General features: G+C 63.2%; 13 protein-coding genes and 1 tRNA gene. 4 read left to right on the top strand and 10 right to left on the bottom strand.

Going from position 1 to position 18,056, the window contains the following annotated elements:
* Nucleotides 1-119 precede the first annotated feature (119 nt).
* The 3 genes from KZ498_RS15270 to KZ498_RS15260 all read right to left on the bottom strand — a co-directional run bounded on the left by KZ498_RS15270 (nucleotide 120) and on the right by KZ498_RS15260 (nucleotide 1,233).
* Nucleotides 120-192 (bottom strand) — tRNA-Gln (locus tag KZ498_RS15270).
* A 127-nt stretch (nucleotides 193-319) separates the two neighbouring features.
* Nucleotides 320-754: a metal-dependent transcriptional regulator gene (locus tag KZ498_RS15265; protein ID WP_312619904.1), complete on the bottom strand. Its 435-nt coding sequence runs from the start codon at nucleotides 752-754 to the stop codon at nucleotides 320-322.
* Nucleotides 751-1,233 carry a ferritin-like domain-containing protein gene (locus KZ498_RS15260; protein ID WP_312619903.1) on the bottom strand — a complete coding sequence of 161 codons (483 nt, stop codon included), beginning with the start codon at nucleotides 1,231-1,233 and terminating at the stop codon, nucleotides 751-753. Before KZ498_RS15260 ends, KZ498_RS15265 begins: the two co-directional genes overlap by 4 nt.
* Before the next feature lie 159 nt (nucleotides 1,234-1,392).
* Between KZ498_RS15260 and KZ498_RS15255 the strand changes: the two genes are divergently transcribed.
* Entirely contained in the window at nucleotides 1,393-3,024 is a 1,632-nt protein-coding gene (locus KZ498_RS15255) for an alpha-amylase family protein (RefSeq protein WP_396276140.1), read from the top strand.
* Nucleotides 3,025-3,223: 199 nt separating this feature from the next.
* On the opposite strand, the gene sufD is transcribed toward KZ498_RS15255, so the two are convergent.
* From sufD to KZ498_RS15235, 4 genes are all read right to left on the bottom strand, one after another.
* A complete protein-coding gene (gene sufD, locus KZ498_RS15250) occupies nucleotides 3,224-4,435 on the bottom strand; it encodes a Fe-S cluster assembly protein SufD (protein WP_312619899.1) in 1,212 nt (403 codons plus the stop codon).
* Nucleotides 4,436-4,437: 2 nt separating this feature from the next.
* Nucleotides 4,438-5,868, bottom strand: a complete 1,431-nt coding sequence (gene sufB, locus KZ498_RS15245; RefSeq protein WP_312619897.1) for a Fe-S cluster assembly protein SufB — start codon at nucleotides 5,866-5,868, stop codon at nucleotides 4,438-4,440.
* A 36-nt stretch (nucleotides 5,869-5,904) separates the two neighbouring features.
* Complete coding sequence (locus KZ498_RS15240) at nucleotides 5,905-6,834, bottom strand: ABC transporter ATP-binding protein (RefSeq protein ID WP_312619896.1); 930 nt, start codon at nucleotides 6,832-6,834, stop codon at nucleotides 5,905-5,907.
* A gap of 125 nt (nucleotides 6,835-6,959) precedes the next feature.
* A complete protein-coding gene (locus KZ498_RS15235; RefSeq protein WP_312619895.1) occupies nucleotides 6,960-12,308 on the bottom strand; it encodes a DNA polymerase domain-containing protein in 5,349 nt (1,782 codons plus the stop codon).
* Nucleotides 12,309-12,415: 107 nt separating this feature from the next.
* Here KZ498_RS15235 and KZ498_RS15230 point away from each other — a divergent pair, with 107 nt between their 5' ends.
* The 3 genes from KZ498_RS15230 to KZ498_RS15220 are packed head-to-tail and all read left to right on the top strand — an operon-like array spanning nucleotide 12,416 to nucleotide 13,503.
* Nucleotides 12,416-12,607: a hypothetical protein gene (locus tag KZ498_RS15230; RefSeq protein WP_312619893.1), complete on the top strand. Its 192-nt coding sequence runs from the start codon at nucleotides 12,416-12,418 to the stop codon at nucleotides 12,605-12,607.
* Nucleotides 12,608-12,647: 40 nt separating this feature from the next.
* Nucleotides 12,648-13,055: a hypothetical protein gene (locus KZ498_RS15225; protein ID WP_312619892.1), complete on the top strand. Its 408-nt coding sequence runs from the start codon at nucleotides 12,648-12,650 to the stop codon at nucleotides 13,053-13,055.
* 25 nt (nucleotides 13,056-13,080) lie between these two features.
* Complete coding sequence (locus KZ498_RS15220) at nucleotides 13,081-13,503, top strand: hypothetical protein (protein ID WP_312619891.1); 423 nt, start codon at nucleotides 13,081-13,083, stop codon at nucleotides 13,501-13,503.
* A gap of 23 nt (nucleotides 13,504-13,526) precedes the next feature.
* On the opposite strand, the gene rad50 is transcribed toward KZ498_RS15220, so the two are convergent.
* The 3 genes from rad50 to KZ498_RS15205 all read right to left on the bottom strand — a co-directional run bounded on the left by rad50 (nucleotide 13,527) and on the right by KZ498_RS15205 (nucleotide 17,910).
* A complete protein-coding gene (gene rad50, locus KZ498_RS15215) occupies nucleotides 13,527-16,202 on the bottom strand; it encodes a DNA double-strand break repair ATPase Rad50 (RefSeq protein ID WP_312619890.1) in 2,676 nt (891 codons plus the stop codon).
* Nucleotides 16,203-16,215: 13 nt separating this feature from the next.
* Entirely contained in the window at nucleotides 16,216-17,463 is a 1,248-nt protein-coding gene (gene mre11, locus KZ498_RS15210) for a DNA double-strand break repair protein Mre11 (protein ID WP_312619889.1), read from the bottom strand.
* Between the two features lie 84 nt (nucleotides 17,464-17,547).
* The gene (locus tag KZ498_RS15205; RefSeq protein WP_312619887.1) at nucleotides 17,548-17,910 is read right to left on the bottom strand and encodes a hypothetical protein; all 363 of its coding nucleotides are present in this window, start codon (nucleotides 17,908-17,910) and stop codon (nucleotides 17,548-17,550) included.
* Between the last annotated feature and the right edge of the window lie 146 nt (nucleotides 17,911-18,056).

The raw sequence follows: 18,056 nt of genomic DNA, 5'->3' as shown, positions 1-18,056 counted from the left end.
ATGGTCTTGCCAGCGCGGCGAACTGTCGTGGCTACAATCGAGACGGGTCCTCCCGGGAATCGCTCGACCGTTCGTATACAGGGGACCTGCGGTCACAAGAACTCCAACGCCCAATTAAATAGTCCCGGGCGGATTCGAACCGCCGTCAAGGGCTCCAAAGGCCCTTATGATTGGCCACTACACCACGGGACTTCACTCACTCTGTTCGTTCGTCCCGTGTACCTCGCAAATCCACAGGATTTGCTCACCGCCACGGGACTACGCTCACTGCGTTCGGAATAATCGACGGAATGCACTTGAACGCTTCGAGAGCGGGCGGTCAGTCGCTCGTGACTTCCGCCTCGGCTTTCAGGAAGCTACAGACGTCGCCCTCGGGGTCGAAACAGTCCGGACACTGTGGCTTGCGGTCAATAATAGTGTCGAGGCGCTCGGCGACCGTCTCGTCGATGACGCCCTCCAGTTGCTTTGCCTCGGCCCGGAACTCCTCGACCTCCAGCACTTCGATGAGGAACCGCTCGATGATGCAGTAGTTCTGGAGCGCTTCGCGAGCCTGCGTGATGCCGTCGTCCGTGAGGTCGACGCCCTTGTACTTCTCGTGGTTCAACAGCCCTCGATTCTCGAGTTTCCCGATCATCTCGTTGGCGCTGGCGGGACTGACATCGAGCATGTCGGCCACGGCACCGGTGGATGCCGGACCGTCTTCCTGCTGTTGGGTGAGATAGATGGCTTTTAGATACTGGGCCTGCGTGTTCATTGTAACTCCTCCATCAGGTCGGTCACGTCTTCGACGCCCTCTGCCTCGTCCTCGCGGATATCCGATAGCACGTCAAGCAACCGCTCGCGGTCGATGGTGAACGTCACGTCGGACGCCTCGATCGCTTCGATGAGGTCGTCGTAGAACTTGTACGCCGTCTCCTCGTTACAGAGCTGGTCGTACAGCACGCCGTCGAAGTCCTTGTCGGCCTCGTACTGGGCCTCGACCAGCATCTCGATTTCCTCGAACGGGACGGTGTCCGCTTCGAGGTCGTCGATGAGCGCCTCCAGTTGCCGGCGGTGCTCGGCCGACTCCGTCTCGGCGTGCTCGAGGAGGTCGAGCACCGCCTGTTCGTGCTCGCCGCTCGTTTCCTCGGCGTGCTTTGCGGACCGCGCCTCGACGACCTCTTCGAGGACGATGCCGATCTGGAGCAGCCGGGCGAGCTGATGGTCGGACCCGACAGGCTGTGTAAGACTCACGGCAACACCCCCATCCGGCGCTGTGCTACAATCATACACGTAGTTCTGGGAGGGCCGGACTTAAGCGGTTCCCTGTCATCGCCGTCGGTGGCCGCCGCTCCCAACCGCGAGAGCGATGACGCAAACTACACAGTGGAGGGGACTGTGTTCGTACGCAACATGGTCGAACGCGGCTGGCACGAAGACGCGGTCATCTACACACTGGACGTAAAGACGTTCAACGACAGCGACGGCGACGGCTGGGGCGACTTCCAGGGCGTTATCGAGAAGCTCGACTACATCGATGACCTCGGCGCCACCTGTCTCTGGCTCCGGCCGTTCTACCCGAGCCCGCTCCGGGACAACGGCTACGACGTCGCCGACTACTACGACGTCCACGACCGGATGGGCACGTTAGAGGACTTCCAGGAACTCACCGACCGCGCCCACGACCGCGGCATCCGTGTCCTCACCGACCTCGTGTTCAACCACACGTCGATCGACCACGAGTGGTTCCAGCGCGCCCGCGAGGACCCCGACTCGAAGTACCACGACTACTATCTGTGGACCAGCCACCTCGACGACGCCTACCAGACGTCCAACATCTTCCCCGACCGCGAAGACGGCGTCTGGAGCTACGACGAGGCCGCCGGCAAGCACTACTTCCACCAGTTCTACCACCACCAGCCGGACCTCAACGTCGCCAACCCCGCCGTCCGCGACGAAATCCACGACGTGATGCGGTTCTGGCTGAATCAGGGGGCTGACGGCTTCCGCATCGACGCTGCCCACCCGATGCTCATAGAGAAAGGGCACAACGCGACGACCGAAGGCATCGACCTGTTCAAAGAGATGAAGCGCGTCGTCACCGAGACCAAGGACCACGCCGTGTTGATCGCCGAAGCCGACGACCAGCCCGAACACCTCGACTACTACTTCGGCGACGGCGAGGCGTTCGACCTCATGTTCAACTTCGTGCTGAACGCCCACATGGTGTACGGCGTCGGCGTCAAAGACACCTGGCCGCTCCACCGCGCGAACGAGGTCCTGCCGGACATCTCCGGCGTCGGCCAGTGGGCGAACTTCCTCCGGAACCACGACGAGTGGAACCTCCTGAAGCTCCCCCACGAGGCGCTGGAACACGCCCGGGAGTACTTCGGCCCCGACGATGGCTCCTCCTGGATTTTCGGCCGCGGGCACCGCCTCCGCCTGGCCGACATCTTCGGCTACAACCACGACCGCATCGCGATGGCCCACAGCCTCCTCTTTGCCTATCCGGGGACGCCGGTCGTGCTCTCAGGCGACGAAATCGGCATGGGGTCGGACCTGTGGCTCGACGAACGGGAGTCGGTCCGGACGCCGATGCAGTGGGACGACACAGAGAACGGCGGCTTCTCGACGGCCGACCGGGAGGACTGCTACAATCCGCCGGTCGTCGGCACCGAGTACAGTTACGAACATATCAACGTCGCCGACCAGCGCGAGGACCCCGAGTCGCTGCTGTCCCGCATCCAGCGTCTCATCGCGGCCCGCAAGCGCAACCCCGAACTCAGCGACGGCGACCACCATCTGGCCGAATCGGGCCACAAGGACGTGCTCGTCCACCGCGTCGACACCGACGACACCGCGTTCATCTTCGCCCACAACTTCGCCGACGAGTACCGCGAATCCGTACTCCAGTGGGAGGTCCCCGCCGCCGACACGTCGACGGCGGTCGGCGACGGCGGCTATCACATCGAGGACGGCGGCGTCACCTTCCTGCTCGACCCGTGTGACTACGTCTGGCTTCGCGGCGACAAGAGCGACTGGTGAGCTACCGGCAGACACACGCAACTGCAAAACAGTACGATACTCGCGGGCTACCCGCCTATCTGTTTTCAGGACGGCGTCGCCGTCTCGCTGTTCGCGGGTCACTGCGTTCCCCGCTCGCTAAACTGAGGTCGTTGCGCGACCTCGCTACTCACGGGTCGCTTCGCTCCCCGTTCGTTTTCGAGACGGCTTCGCCGTCTCGCTACTCCCGAAGACGCTCGTAGATAAGCTGGTCGAGGTCTTCGCGGAGTTCGTCGACCCGCACTTCTTCGAGCACGGGGACGTAGAACCCCTCGACGAGCATGTTCTTCGCTCGCTCCGGGTCGACACCGCGGGAGGTCATGTAGAACATGTCCTCTGCGTCGACCTGCCCGACCGTCGCGGAGTGGGAGGCCTCGGTGTCGTGGTTGTTGATGATGAGCTTTGGCGACGCGTCGGCCTCGGAGTCGTCGGAGAGCATGAGCGTGTTCTCACGCTGGTACGACGACGTGTCCCAGGCCTCGCGGCCGACGTCCTGGACGCCCTCGTACACCGAGCGGGCCCTGTCGTCGAGGACGCCGCGGGTGACGAGGTCGGCGATGGTGTGCTCGGCCTCGTGCCAGACGCGGCTCGCGATGTCGAAATGCTGGTCCTCGTGGCCGAAGAACGCACCCAGAATCTGGGACTCCGAGGAGTCACCCAGCAGTCGGGTCTCGACGCTTGACTTGGTCAGGCGGGAGCCGATGTTGCCGTCGATCCAGTTGACCGTGGCGTAGGTGTCGGCGTGGCCGCGCTTGACCTGGAAGTTGTAGGTCTCCTCCGAGAGGTTCTGGAGGGCGCCGTACTGGACGTAGGCGTTCTCCTCGGCGACGACCTCGACGATACCGGAGTAGTACTGGTCGTCGTCAGTCGTCTCGCCGGTCTGCTGGCGCTCTAGAATCGTCACCGACGAGGACTCCTCGGCGAGGACGAGCGTGTAGTTGAACAGCGACTGGCTGTTCATCGTCGTCCGGATCTTCACGTCCTCGGCGTCGACGCCCTCGGGGACGTAGACGACCGTCCCGGCCGAGAACAGGGCCGTCGACAGCGCAGTCAGATAGTCCCGCTGCGGGTCGACGACGCTGCCGAAGTGCTCCTTGACGAGGTCCGCGTGATCCTCGAGCGCCTCGCTCCAGGACAGCACCTCGACGCCCTCGGCGTCGATGCGGTCCTTGTCCTGTGCGTAGTCGAGCGGGTCGACCAGCGACTCGTATTCCAGCGCGTCGAGGTTCGTCCAGGTGCGACCCGGCGTCCGGATGACGTCCGGCATCTCCAGGTCCCCGAGCGCTGCGAGCGCTTCTTTGCGCGTCTCCAGCAGCCACTCGGGCTCGCCGAGGTCGTCTGAAATCTGTTCCACCTGGGTCTCTGTGAGATTGGCGTGTACCTGCGTACTCATGGTTATCCGAGCGACCCCTCCATCTCCAGCTCAATGAGGCGGTTCAGCTCGACGGCGTACTCGATCGGCAGTTCTTCCGTGATCGGCTCGATGAAGCCGGCGACGATCATCTGCTTTGCGTCGTCGTCGTCCAGTCCGCGGGACTGCAGATAGAAGACGTCCTCGTCGCCGATCTTGCCGACGGTCGCCTCGTGGGCGACGTCGACCTTGGACTCCTTGATCTCCATGTACGGCATCGTATCCGACGTGGACTCGTTGTCGAACATCAGGGCGTCACACTCGACGGAGGTCGAGGAGTCCTCGGCGCCGTCGGCGATGTGGACGAGTCCGCGGTAGTTCGTGCGGCCGCCGTCCTTGCTGATGGACTTCGATTCGATGGTGGACTTCGTCTCGGGGGCGTTGTGGTAGACCTTCGCGCCCGTGTCGATGTCCTGGCCCTCGCCGGCGAAGGCGATGGTGATGTGGTTGTCCGTCGCGCCGGGGCCCTTGAGGACGGTCGAGGGGTACAGCATCGTGGCTTTCGAGCCCATGCTGCCCGAGACCCACTCCATCGTGCCGTCGGCCTCACAGATTGCGCGCTTGGTGTTGAGGTTGTACGTGTTCTTCGACCAGTTCTGCACCGTGGAGTACTGGACGTGCGCGTTCTCCTTGACGAACACTTCGACGCCGCCCGAGTGGAGGTTGAACTCGGAGTACTTCGGGGCGGAACAGCCCTCGATGTAGTGGACCTCGGAGTTCTCCTCGGCGATGATGAGCGTGTGCTCGAACTGGCCCATGCCGTCGGAGTTCATGCGGAAGTACGCCTGGACCGGCATGTCGACCGTGGTGTCCTCGGGGACGTAGACGAACGACCCGCCGGACCAGATGGCACCGTGCAGCGCCGCGAACTTGTTGTCGCTCGGCGGCACGGCCTTGGTCATGAAGTACTCCTTGAGGATGTCTTCGTGTTCCTGGACGGCCTTGTCCATGTCACAGAAGATGACGCCCTTGTCCTCCCAGCGCTCCTGCATGTTCTGGTAGACAATCTCGGACTCGTACTGTGCGCCGACGCCCGAGAGCGCGTTCTTCTCGGCTTCCGGGATGCCCAGTTTGTCGAAGGTGTCCTGGATCTCTTCGGGGAGGTCGTTCCAGTCGTCGACCCCGCCGCGGGTCTCGATGTCGGGGCGGATGTAGGGAACGATCTCGTCGACGTCGACCTCCGAGAGGTCGGGCGCGCCCGGCCAGCCGTCCGGCATCGGCATTTCCTTGTACTGCTTGAGCGCGCGCAGGCGGCGTTCGAGCATCCACTCGGGCTCGTTCTTGTCTTCGGAGATGACCCGGATGGTCTCCTCCGTGAGGCCCTTCTCGGCCTGGAAGGCGGACTTCTCCTCCTTCTTGAACTCGAAGCGCTTCTCGGTGTCGGTCTCTTTGAGGTGGTCTTGATCTGAACTCATAGTGTGTGTAGTGTTATCGCTGTGTACGGAAGGGCGTTACGCGGCCTCGTAGGCTTCCTCTCGGACCCAGTCGTACCCCTCGTCTTCGAGCTTTTCGGCGAGTTCGGCGCCACCGGAGGTGGCGATTTCGCCGTCGAGCATCACGTGGACGTGGTCGGGTTCGACGTAGTCGAGGATGCGCTGGTAGTGGGTGATCTGGAGGACGCCCGCGCCCTGCTCGTCGCGGAGCGCGTTGATGCCGTTGGAGACGTCCTGCAGTCGGTCGATGTCCAGCCCGGAGTCGATCTCGTCGAGCACGGCGATCGAGGGCTCGAGGATCGCGGCCTGGAGGACTTCGTTTTGCTTCTTCTCGCCGCCCGAGAAGCCAGCGTTGAGATACCGGGACGCGAACTTCTCGTCCATGTCGAGCTGTTCCATCTTCTCCTGGAGGATCTCCTGGAACTCGGCGACGCCGATTTCGCCCTCTTCGACGTTGCCCTCCATCGGGGAGGTGTCGTAGCCGGCGGCGTCCTCGTTTGTGTCGCCGCCCTCGGATTCGGCTTCTTCTTCCTCGTCGTCCTCGAACAGCTCCTCGCGCTCTTCGAGCTTGGCGTTGAGCGCGGTTCGGAGGAAGTTCACCATCGTGACGCCCTCGATCTCGGCCGGGTACTGGAAGCCGAGGAAGACGCCGAGCGCGGCGCGCTCGTTCGGTTCGAGTTCGAGCAGGTTCCATGTGCGGAGGTCCTCCGGGATCTCTTCGTCACCGAACTCGTCCGCTTCGAGGTGGATGAGCACTTCGCCGTCGGTTACCTCGTAGGCGGGGTGACCGGCGATAATCTTCGCCGTCGTGGACTTCCCCGAGCCGTTGGGACCCATCAGCGCGTGGATCTCGCCGGACTCGACTTCGAGGTCGACACCGCGGAGAATCGTCTCACCGTCCTCTTCTGCGACTTCTGCGTGGAGATTGTTGATTTCGAGTTTTGCCATAGGTATCTCTTAGGTCAACCGAAAGAAGGTCCGTTTCACCCATGAAGCTTTCGCATTGCCGTGAACTCAACTTCCGCATATAGAAACAATATTTCTCACAGCGATAAGCGCCCGTCTGCTGTGGGTTACATGAAACTGCCGAGTCCCGTCTGTTCCTGGCCGGATTTGACCTCCTCCCAGGAGATGTCCATCGCCTCCAGGATGCGGGCGATCGGCCCTTTCAGGGTCTTATCGAGCATCTTGTCCCAGTCGATTTCGAACTCCGCTGGAATCTGGTCCGCGTACTCGAAGCAGATGACGTCGGGGTCCCGACGGAACTCGCCGTACAGCGGGTCCCGCTGTGGGTCCAGCCCCTCCTCGTCCTCGATGCGCTGGAAGAAATCGGAGTGGACCCGGTCGAGGTACAGCCGCTTGGGTTTCGAACCGCTCTGGAAGTTCGTCCCCAGCAGGAGGTTGGCGTACTTCGCGCCCCGGACCTGCGCGGTGTCGGTGTCGTAGTTGTCGAGTTTCTTCCCGATGCCGCCGGGGATGCCCACGTCGTCGTAGTCGACGTTGCCGTCCTGGTAGTCCTCGATGACGTCGCTGACGTACTGCTTGATCGACTCGGCATCCTCTCCGTGGACGATGCGGTCGATGACCTCCTTCTGGACCCGCTTGGTGATGGGAGCGATGTCCGACCGCTGGTACTCGAAGCCCGTGATGTCGATGTCGTCGACGTGCTTTCCCTCCTTCCAGACGATGTGGCCCGCGTAGCGTTTCTTCTTGCCCGCCTGGAAGAACCGCCGGTAGAGTTTCTCGAACTCGATTTCAAAGCGGTGGAACTGGGCGTTGAGTCGTTCCATCGCGAACTCGTCGTATGAGGCGTTGATCGTCTCCTCCAGTTCGAACCCCTTCTGGATGGTCGCCGCGAGGGTCTCCAGTTCGGCGTCGTCCATCTCGGGATGTTTCTCTCGAATCTCGTCCGTGACCTCCACGTCGCCCTCGACGTCGTCGGGACCCACGTCGCCAAGCTGGAGCATGACGGAGTCGGTGTTGTGGAGGACGACACCACCGACAGCGTCGACGAAGTTCTCGTTCTCTTCGACACTCAGGTCGTAGACGTAGCCGTCGTGTGCTGTTTCGGTCACGACAGGGTCACGACCCGACCGATAGTAGTCACACGTCCTGATGGTGTAGCTGTCTTTCTTGTCACGATATTTCAACGAGTGTTTCTTGCCTCGTTGAGTGAGAAGCATAGAGAGGCCACCAGCCAGTTCCCGACTGGTCGTTTCGAAGTCGAAGTTCCGCTCTGCGTATGACTCAGAGTACCGTGGGAACTCACGCGAGCCGTCCCCTTCCACCAGAATATCGAGGAACAGCGACTGCAAATCGTCAGGCAGGTGGAACACGAATGGCGGAATGCGTTTCTCACGGGAAGTCTGGCCCGCGAACTGACGGAAGAAGACGGCTGCCAGTTCGTTCATCATTTGCAGTTTCTTTGTCGCGTCGTCGTACGAGGTAGAGGAGACTCCGTCGGCCGTCTCATATTCGACAGTTCGCCGGTCCGTTGCATCGCTGTCGATGATACTCGCGGTCGTATCCTCGAACAGCCGGTGATAGTCAGCCTGGAGCTGTTCGAGCCACGGACGCCGTGACTCGGAGATACTCGCTCCGTATCGACTGTCCGTGGTCTCTGTCGTGGATGCACTGCCTTCGCTGATGTACGCCGCCAGGAGACGGACCAAGGCGCGACCGTCCTCGCCAGTGAGGTCAATATGCCGTTTGACCATCGGGATTTTCTCGATGCCGTCGTGGTGGTTCTGACCGAACCACACCCATTCATCATCAGCGTGGACGCGCTTCGTTTTCTCGACCGCGTTCTCGGCGCCGACCATTCGACCGTCCTCGTACGTCCGCGTGTAACCGTTCAGGACATCGTAGACATCGACTGTGCCGACCGTATCGACGTCCGGCAGGCCATCGACTCGGAGCGGTTCCTCGACATCATCCGGTGGCCGCTCGACGAGTTCTCCGTCCTCCTCAACCACGTACGAGTGGTCGCGTGTCGTCGTCGACTCGCCGAATTTGTGCTGGAGCGTGAGGACATCTTTCTCCGTCTCGTGCCGGATGACCTGCGTTATCGGTCGCCACTCTGTCTCGCCCGTCTCGTCGACCGAAAGCGCGTCCCATCCCGACAGCGGCAGCCGGTCTTTGTCTCTCCCACCGCCTGTGGCTGTGCCGCCATCGCTGGCAACTGGAGTCCGTTCCTCTGCGTTCGCGCTCGCGCGCTCGAACAACGCCTCGATAGGCCGTATTCGAACGCTCCCATCGGGGTCACGAACGACAATTGGTCGGTCCCCAGTAACGCTGTCCCCGTAAACGACCTCGTACCCCTCGTTTGCGACGACTTCGTCGGTGTAGTCGATGACTTCGCGGCCGGTGGCGGTGACCGCCGCGCCCATCTCCTTGTCGTAGAGGCGGAAGCGGTCCCATCCCAGAACCCCGTATAACGACTGGCCGACGAACTGGAATTTTCCATTGCGGCCGGCCATCAGCGTGTGGTTGTCCGCGACGGTGACACAGTAGACCCCGTCGTCGGCCGTGCTCCGTGACCCACTGCGATGCATCCGGAGCGTGTTCTTGCTGTCTTCCGTGACGTAGATGCGCCAAGAGCCGCTGTTACGGTTGTAGTTCGCAGTCAGTCCGAGATGTGCACAGAGCCGTAGCACGTCGTCCCGGAGTTGGTCACTGGAGGTGGTGTACCGCCAGGAGTTCTTCTGTCGGTCTCCGTCACCGGCGATAAGCGTGTCGAGGAAGCGCCGCTTCTGTCGCTGGCTCAGGTCGAAGACGAAATCGGGGATATGCTTCGCAAAACTGTCCCCGCCACAAATATCTCGGAAGAGGTCTCCTAGCAGTTTCGAAGTGAACTGGTAGCTCTGGTCGTTGACGTAGTAGTCGAACCCCAGTCGGTCGAGGAGGTCACCAATTGCCGCATGGTCGGACTCGCCGCCATCAGCGATGGCGTCCTGAGCAATCTGCACCGTTGTCGAGGCTCCCCGGGTCTTCTCTCCGAACTGTTTCGTCTCGGAGGTGTAGACGTTCCCTTCGGTGATGTACCACGCGAGCAGTTCGATGAAGTCGTCGCCGTCGAACGTTCGCGGAATCCACTTCCGACCCGATTTGGCGTGGATATACGTCCGTTCGGCGACCGATTCGATATACTCACGGTTGGCCTCGAACTCGTCCGGGCCGAAGACGTACCCCTCCTCGCCGATGTCGTTTTTCAGCACTGTGTCCGGATAGTGGCCGATCTCGGCGGAGAACGTGTGGCCGTGGACCGACGGCCGGACCCACAGTTCGTAGTCGTCGACGAACTCGGTCAGGTCCACCGTGTCCAGCGGGTTGCCGTCCGGGCCATCCCAGTCGTGAGGGAGTTCGTAGTTCGTGGCATCGTCGAGGTCACCGGCTTCGACGAAACTGTACCCGTCTTCAGTGATTCCGTTGGTCTCGTTCTTTCGGACAAGCATCCGGTGGTTCGGCGTCACGCGGAAGTCCATCTTGCTCGTCTCTATATCTACGAGTTCGCCGCGGTAGTCCGGATACGACTGTGTCTCGACCACCGGTTTGACCTCCATTACCTCCGTCTCAGGGTCCAGCGAATACACCTCGTCGCCGACATCAAGGTCGCGGATGTTCTGAACGCCTGCCGGTGTCAGTACGTCGGTATCCGGTGTGAAGCAGTTCATAATCACCTTGACAGCTGCCTGCTGCCGGTCAAAGCGCTCGTACTCCGGGTTATCGGGGTCGTAGCTGTTCCGCTCGGCCTTCTTTTCTTCGCGTTCTGATAGGAGTTCGTCGACCATCTCCCGGATGACGCCGTCCGGTTCCTTCCGGAAGTGGGTGCCGTTGGGCGCGCGGTAGGTCTCGCCGTCGTAGGTATCCGGGTCGACCTTCGTCTCCGGGCTGGCGTTCGTGGTGACCATGCACATCGGGTACAGCGACTTCAGGTCCAGCACGGTGACGTTCTCCCGGACGCCGGTAATCGGGTCGAAGACGGCCCCACCCTCGTAATCCTCGCTCTCCTGTTGGCCCTTCGACGGCAGTGCGAACTCGCCGTGGAGTTTGTGCAGGACGTACATGTCGACGGCGTCGCCGGGCGTCGTCGCGTCCTCCAGTTTGCAGCCGACGAAGGTTCTGACCTCGTCCCAGAAGTCGATGATGTCCTGTTCGCGGTCGAGTTCGACACACAGCTCCACGTCCCGGAGGTTGTACTCCAGCAACTGCTCGGGGTCCTGCTCCCAGAGGTCGCCGATGTCGCCGGTGTAGCGTTCCTTGCCGACGCCGAGTTCCTGCTCGCCGACGGCGTCGAGCCGGTAGGATTCGAGTTCGGTGAACTGGGTGCGCTTGTAGGCATACAGGAGGTCGAAGACGACCCGGCCCTTGATATCGGGGCCGCCCCACCCCGAGCGCCAGACCTCGTCGACCCGCGAGAGGCGGTCGACCTGCAGGTCGTAGTCGTGGTTGTAGCTCTGGAGTTCCTCCAGGCGGTCGAGGAAGTACGGCGCGTCGAAGTCGTCGAAGTTCCAGCCCGTCAGCACGTCCGGGTCGGTGTCGACGACGTAGTCGACAAAGGCCTCCAGCATGGCCTCCTCCTCGTCGAAGACGCGCACGTCGGCCTCGAAGTCCTCGCGAATCGGGTCGTAGCCGGCCAGGGCTTCGGGGCCGTCGATGCCGTCGGGGGACTCGTACAGCCAGACGACGTACTCGTCGCGGTAGGAGTCGTGGGAGGTGAGACAGATAATCGGTTCCTCGCCGTCCTCGGGAAAGCCGCGGCGGTCGTCGACCTCGATGTCGAAGGTGTTGACCCGCGGGTCGGCGTGGGCCTCGACCGGCCGTATCTCCTCGTGGTGGACTTTCAGACTGCCGTCGTCGAGTTCGCGGGCCGGGACCCGCACGCCGCTCGTGATGTCCTTGTCGATGAGCAGGCGGTTGGGAAAGAGGATATCGGCCTCGTAGTGGTCGAAGTCGTCGCGGATCTGTCCCACGTCGCGGGGCGTCTGGCCGAATATCTTCGTCAGGCGCTCGCCCCGGATCGATTCGTACGGCTCGCCGTCCTCGTCGGCCGCTTCCCACCCGGTGATGGAGCCGTACTGGCGGAGTTCGTCCTCAGTGACGCTGTCGGTCGGTGCGTAGAAGTAGGGTTTGAATTCGAAGACCCGCGCATGTATCGGCTCGTTGTCGTCTGTGCGCCCGAAAACGTGAACCACCGGGAACTCGTCGTCACCCTGACCTTCGATGGTGTAATCGACCTGCGTGACGACGAACTCGACAGTCTCCTCGACCGGCGGGAACTGGCGTTCGTCGAGGTCGACGACGCTCGTCCCGCCGTCGCTCCCACCGTTACCAGCGATAGCTGCCGCCTCGTCGGCGACCGGGCGGTCCTCGTCCGCGTCCTGCTCGAAGTCCCCCAGCGTGCCCTGGGTCCCGTCACTCATTCTTGGCCATGCTTCGAGATGCCGCATAAAAACACCGACGGTCGGCGGGATGTTGCCACAGGCAGAAAGTATATGCCATCGAGTAACATACCCAAGTTTGACGGCTAATGTCGCACCACGCATCCCCCCACGGCGAGGCGGATAGGTCCGAAGAACTGCGGTCGGAGCCGGCGCTCCCGGACGCCATCCAGACGACCGAGACCTACGAGACCGAGGAGGGGACAGTGTTCTACGACGCGGAGAACCCCCTCGCGTGGATGCAGACCGATACGGCGCTCACGTTACAGGAGATCGCCTGACAGCAAGTACTTTTAGCCTCCACCCGTCGTAGTTAGTGTAATGAACATCCCCGGCGAGGACGACCCCAACGAGAGCAGTGGCGTCCTCTCGGAAAAGAGCCAGTACGAGCCTGCGGAGTTCGACCCGGAGAGCCTCGGGCCGGACGTTCCCTCCCCGTCTGGTGGCGACTATCAGGGCGACACCACGGGGCTGTTCGTCAAGCTCGTCATCGTGTTCAACGTCGCGCTAATGGCGCTCTCGCTCGGCCCGATGCTGGCATACTTCGAGGGGCAGGTCGACCTCGGGGTCCGTATCTTCCTCGTCGGCCTCATCGCCTTCGGTTACGGAACGTTTCGGTACGTCCAGTTCGAGCGGGAGCGCAAATCGGACGATTCGAACGGGACCGAGGCGTCCGAGACGACAGAGACGCAGAGCCACGGCGGGGAACCGGGCGACCAAAACGGCTAACGGGACTGACCGGCTACCCAATGCCATGCGTACTGTGCGGGACGACGACGGCACGCGCTACTTACTGCTGAAAGAGTCCACTGAGTCGAGTCTGGTCCGGAATCCGGAAACCGGCAAACAGCGACACGTCCCGAACGCCGACCTCGAACCCATCGAGGGCGAGTCGCCGCTTGCCACGGCCGCCGGTGCCGTTCCTTCCGCCGCTCGTCGCGTCCTCACAGCGGTCCACGACGACCGGTCGCTGGGCCTGCTCGTGGAACTCGACGACCGTGGACCGCTCTCGGTACAGGAACTGCTCTCCGCGTACGACCTCTGTGAGAGCGACCTGCACGGCCTGCTGGCCGAGTTCCGCGCCGCCGGCCTGCTCACGGAGGCACAGGTCCACGGCCAGCGGGGCTACGACACCACCGAGACGGCCAGCGACGGGCTGGCCCCCCTCCGCGACTGAACAGGTCACCTCCGCGAGCGCGGTCAGGCCAGTTCCGCGACCGTCGCCTCGACCTGCTCGACGCGCGAGCGGTTGGTCGTGGCGTCCTTCTCGACGCGGACGAGGTCGTCGGCGGCACCGACCAGTTCCTCGTCGTGGCTGACCACGAGAATCTGCTTGACGCCGACCTCGTCGCGCATGTACTCCACGAGGTCGAGCAGTTGCGTGACGTGGCCCGAGTCCAGGAACACCGTCGGCTCGTCGAGGATGAGCGGGGGCATCGGCGCAGCACCTTCGATACCCTCCGCGAGCAGGCGGTAGATGGCACACCGCAGGCTGAGGTTGAAAAGCGCCCGCTCGCCGCCGGAGAGCTGTTCGGGCTCCAGCGGCTCCCCGTCCTTCTGGTACACCGTGAGCTGGTACTGCCCGTCGAGTTCGATGTGGGAGTACGAATCGTTCTGATACACCAGGTCAAACGTCTGATTGAGCATCCGCTCGAGCGTCTCGACGTTGCGCTGGCGCAGTTCCGCCCGAAGGGTTCCGTACATCTCCTGGAGTTGCTCGGTCTCGTCGTACAGCGTTTCGAGTTCCTCCAGGGTCGCTTCCAGGTCCTTGCGGCGCTCCCGCAGCGACTCCAGTTCCTCGATTTCGTTCGTGACGCCGCCGATGGCGTTCTGGAGTTCGTCGCGTTTCTCGCGTTTCTCCGCCAGGGTCTCCTCGGCCTGGTCGATGTACTTCCTCGCCCGCTGTTTCTCGCTTCGGGCCTCCGCGATGCGCTCCTCGTCGAACGACTCCGCAAGAGTCTGTTTGCGCTCGCGTTTCTCCGCCAGCTGGTCGCGGCGCTGGTCGTTTAGTTCGGCCTGCTGGCGCCGCTTCTCGCGCAGGCGCTCGATGTCGTCGTCGCAATCGTCGATCTTCGCAAGCAGGTCCTCGATCAGCTCGAAGTGCTCGGTCGACTGCTTGACCTGCTGGCGCTCCTGATTGCACTCGGCGACGATCGAGCGGCAGTCCTCCGCCCGTTCGCGGGCCTCGGCGGCTTTCTCGCGTTTCGTCTCCGCCTCCGCTTCGTGTTCCGCCGCGTCCTCGCGGAGCGTCCCAATGCGTTCCCGGTCCGCGTCCAGCCCGTCCTCCTTCTCCTCGACCAGTTGGACGATGTTCGAGCGGTTGTTCTCCAGGGTCGATAGCTCGTCTGCCGTCTCGACCAACTCCGTCGCAGTCTCGTGGTTCGCTTCCAGCTCCGAAACGTCCTCGCGGGCGTCCGCGAGCGTCTCCTCCAGCTCTGTAATCCGCTCGCGGTCCTCCTCGATAGAGTCGACGTGTGGCGACTCGCTCACGTCCTGGCCGCACTCGGGGCACTTGCCGGCCTCCAGCAGCGCCTCGGCCTCGGCGAGCGCCTCGCGCTCGCTCTCCAGTTTCGTCTCCAGTTCGGTCACCCGCTGTCGGGCGTCGTCGAGGTCGCTGGCGACGGATTCGCGGTACGATTCTGCCCCGCCGCGGTCGGTCGGTGCGTCCTCGAACCTGGCTTCGAGGTCCGCAATCTGGTCGTCAATGTCGCTGATCTGCTCCCGGCGCTGGGCAATAGTCTCTCGTGCCGCGTCGATGTCTGCTTCCAGTTCGTCGGCCTCCTCGCGCTTGTCCTCGGCCCGGGATTCGAGGTCGGCGGCGCTCTCGGTCAGCGCGTTGGCAGTGCTGCTGTGTTCTTTCGCGTCCACGCGCTGGTCCTCGATCCGGCTCTGCAGGTCGTCGTCGCGGGACTGCAGTTCGTCGAGTCGCGCGGCGACGGTGTCCGGGTCCGGCTCCGAACTGCTAAGGTCGGTCTCGGCGACCGTCTCCGAGAGGTCGTCCCGTAGCGATTCCCGCCGGTCCTGCAGGTCGCTAATCTGTTCTTTGAGCCTGGTTCGCTCGGTTTCGGTCTCGGTAACCGTCGTCTCCAGTTCGTCGATGTCGGCTTCCAGCGCCGACAGTTCCTCGCGTTTCTCCTCGTACTCTTCGAGCACGGACTCGGCCTGCGTGAGCGTCTCCTCGGCGGTGGCCTTCTGGTCCTCGATGTGCTCAATCTCGTCCTGGAGTTCCGACTCCTTCGTTTCGAGAGCGTTCAGGCGCTCGTGGAGGTCCTTCTGTTCTTTCTCCTGGATCTGCTCGTCGAGCTGGGAGAGCGCACCTTGCTTGTCGTCGCGCACGCGACCGACCCCGACGCGGGCGTCACTGGCCCGCTCGCGGTACTCCTCCAGTTTCCCCAGTTGCAGGAGGTCGTCGAGCATGTCCTGGCGGTCCCCGGGTGAGGCGTTGATGAGCTTGTTCACCTCGCCCTGGCGGACGTAGGCACAGTTGACGAACGCCTCGCTGTCCATGCGGAGGAGTTCCGTGATGCGTCGGCGGACGTCGCGCGCCCCTTCGTAGTTCCCCTCGGGGGTTTCCAGCACGCACTTCGCGGTCGTCGGCTGCGCTCCGGTCGCGCGGACCCGGCGAGTGAGGTGGTAGTCGCCCCCGGCGTGGGAGAACCACAGTTCGACGGTGCAGTCGTCGGCCCCGATTGTGACCACGTCACCGAGGTTTTCGTCCAGCGCTTTCGAGCCGTACAGCGCGAAGAAGCAGGCTTCGAGCAGGGATGATTTCCCGCTCCCGTTGAGCCCGTGGATGACGGTCACACCGCTGTCCAGCCGCAGGTCGGCATCGTCGTAGCACTTGAAATTGGATAGTTTGACGCGTTCGAATCTCATCGTAGTGCCTCCATTACAGGAACTCCTCGACGCTCGCCTGGCCGTCATCGTCGGCTTCGTTCACCGCCGCTCCATCGTCGGCGTCGTCCGCACTTCCGCTTACAGACGCATCTGTGTCGTCTGGCCCGTCGCCCGCAGACGCGTCAGCGTCGGCCGCGAGCCCGTCTAAATCTTCAGACAACAGCTCTCTGACGTGCCGTTCGACCTCGTCTTTGACGTTCGCGTCGGCGACCTTCGAGGCGCGAATCGTCTCGTCGATGTCGTGGGCGGCCTCGCTCAATCCGAGGTCGCGGACGCGCTCGGTGACGGCGTCGTCGGGGTCGGCGAAGCTTATGTCCGTCTCCTGGTCCTCGGCCGTGATTTCCCGGTGGTCGGTGACCCGGGCTACGAGCGCACCCCGGTCAAGGGCGAACGATTCGACGCTGGCCGGCGTGACTGGGTCGCCGTCCCCGCTGATGGACACGATGACCACAGCGTCCGCCAGGTCGTGTTGGCCGACGCGACTGCGGACGCGCTCGACGCCCTCTTCGGGCCCGAGGTCCACGTCGACGAAGACGAACTCGCGAGTGTCGAGACCGCGTCGGGTGATACGGACCTCGTCGTCGAAGGTGACGATGTTGTAGCCGCGGTCCTCGCGCTCGCTCGCACTCGCGCGCTCGGTCGACCCGCAGTAGGTGACCCAGGCGTCTCCGACCTGCTGTTTGCCTGGGTCGTGGTTGTCGCCGAGCAACATTGCGTCGAACTCGACCGACGACTCGGTGAGTATCTCCGTGGCGTCCCAGTCGCCGTAGTCGAAGGGCTGGAACAGGCCGTGGGTGACCAGCGCGGCGCTGTCGGCGTCGTGTGGAGCGAAGTCGTAGCCGAGGTCGTCACGCTGTGACCGGGGCACAAAATCGAGGCCGTAGAACGCGGTGTCGCCGATGACTGTCGGCTCGTCGCTCAGTCGCGTCGCCAGGCCGAGCGACTCGTACAGGTCGAGCCACTGTGCGTCGCGCTTGGCCTCGTGGTTGCCCACAACGGCGAGAAACGGGGTGTCGGCTTCAGAAAGCTCTTCGAGAACGTGTAGCGTGCCCATGATATCGGTCAGGGCCGGGCGGCGGTCGTGAAAGAGGTCACCGGCGTGAACGACGGCGTCGACGTCGTCCGCGATGGCGTCCCGGACCACCTGCCGGAACGCCGAAAGGAAGTCGTCCCGTCGGTCGGGGACGTTGTACTGCTGATACCCGACGTGGGTATCGCCGGTGTGTATCACCCGTGTCATTTGCCCACCCGTAAGCCAGCGCCACCTAAAGAGGTATCGTGACCGCGGTGAAAGTGGTCGACGGCAGTGCGGTCGCGCCGATGGCTACGACCCACCGCTGGGCCCCGCGGCAGCGTCCCGGTACCGCCGAAACTCACGCAGTGCCGCCCGCCCCTCGTCGGCCAGCCCGCTCACCTCGTGGTCGGCCTGTGCGACGGCCGTTTCGAGTCGGCCGACGCCGACCGCTTCGACGAAGGCGACCGCTGCGTCCAGGTCGCTGGTCGCTTCGGTTGCCTGCTCGATGACTCTCCGGTAGTCGGCGTCGTCGCCCGTATCGTCGGTGACCGTCCGGTCCGCACTGCTGTCGTCCCGGTCGGCTACTCGAGTGGCTCCGCAATCGTCGTCACTGTCGGCACCGCCGTCAGCGAGCGCCGCGAGTGCCGCCTTCACCTGGTCGCTATCGGCCATGGGACGACGTAATCCCGGCATCCGGTATAAACGCTCGCCGGTTCCGGTGCAGTTAGTGGCCGTACAGTCCCCCAGCCCGAACTGGTTGGAAAAGAACACAGTTTTGTGAGATGACCGGTTTGGTAGAACTGATAGACCTCCGTCGC

Source organism: Haloarcula sp. 1CSR25-25 (assembly GCF_032027985.1).
Taxonomy (GTDB): domain Archaea; phylum Halobacteriota; class Halobacteria; order Halobacteriales; family Haloarculaceae; genus Haloarcula.
The sequence above is the reverse complement of the archived record's forward strand: the minus strand, read 5'-3'. Positions and strand labels throughout refer to the sequence as shown.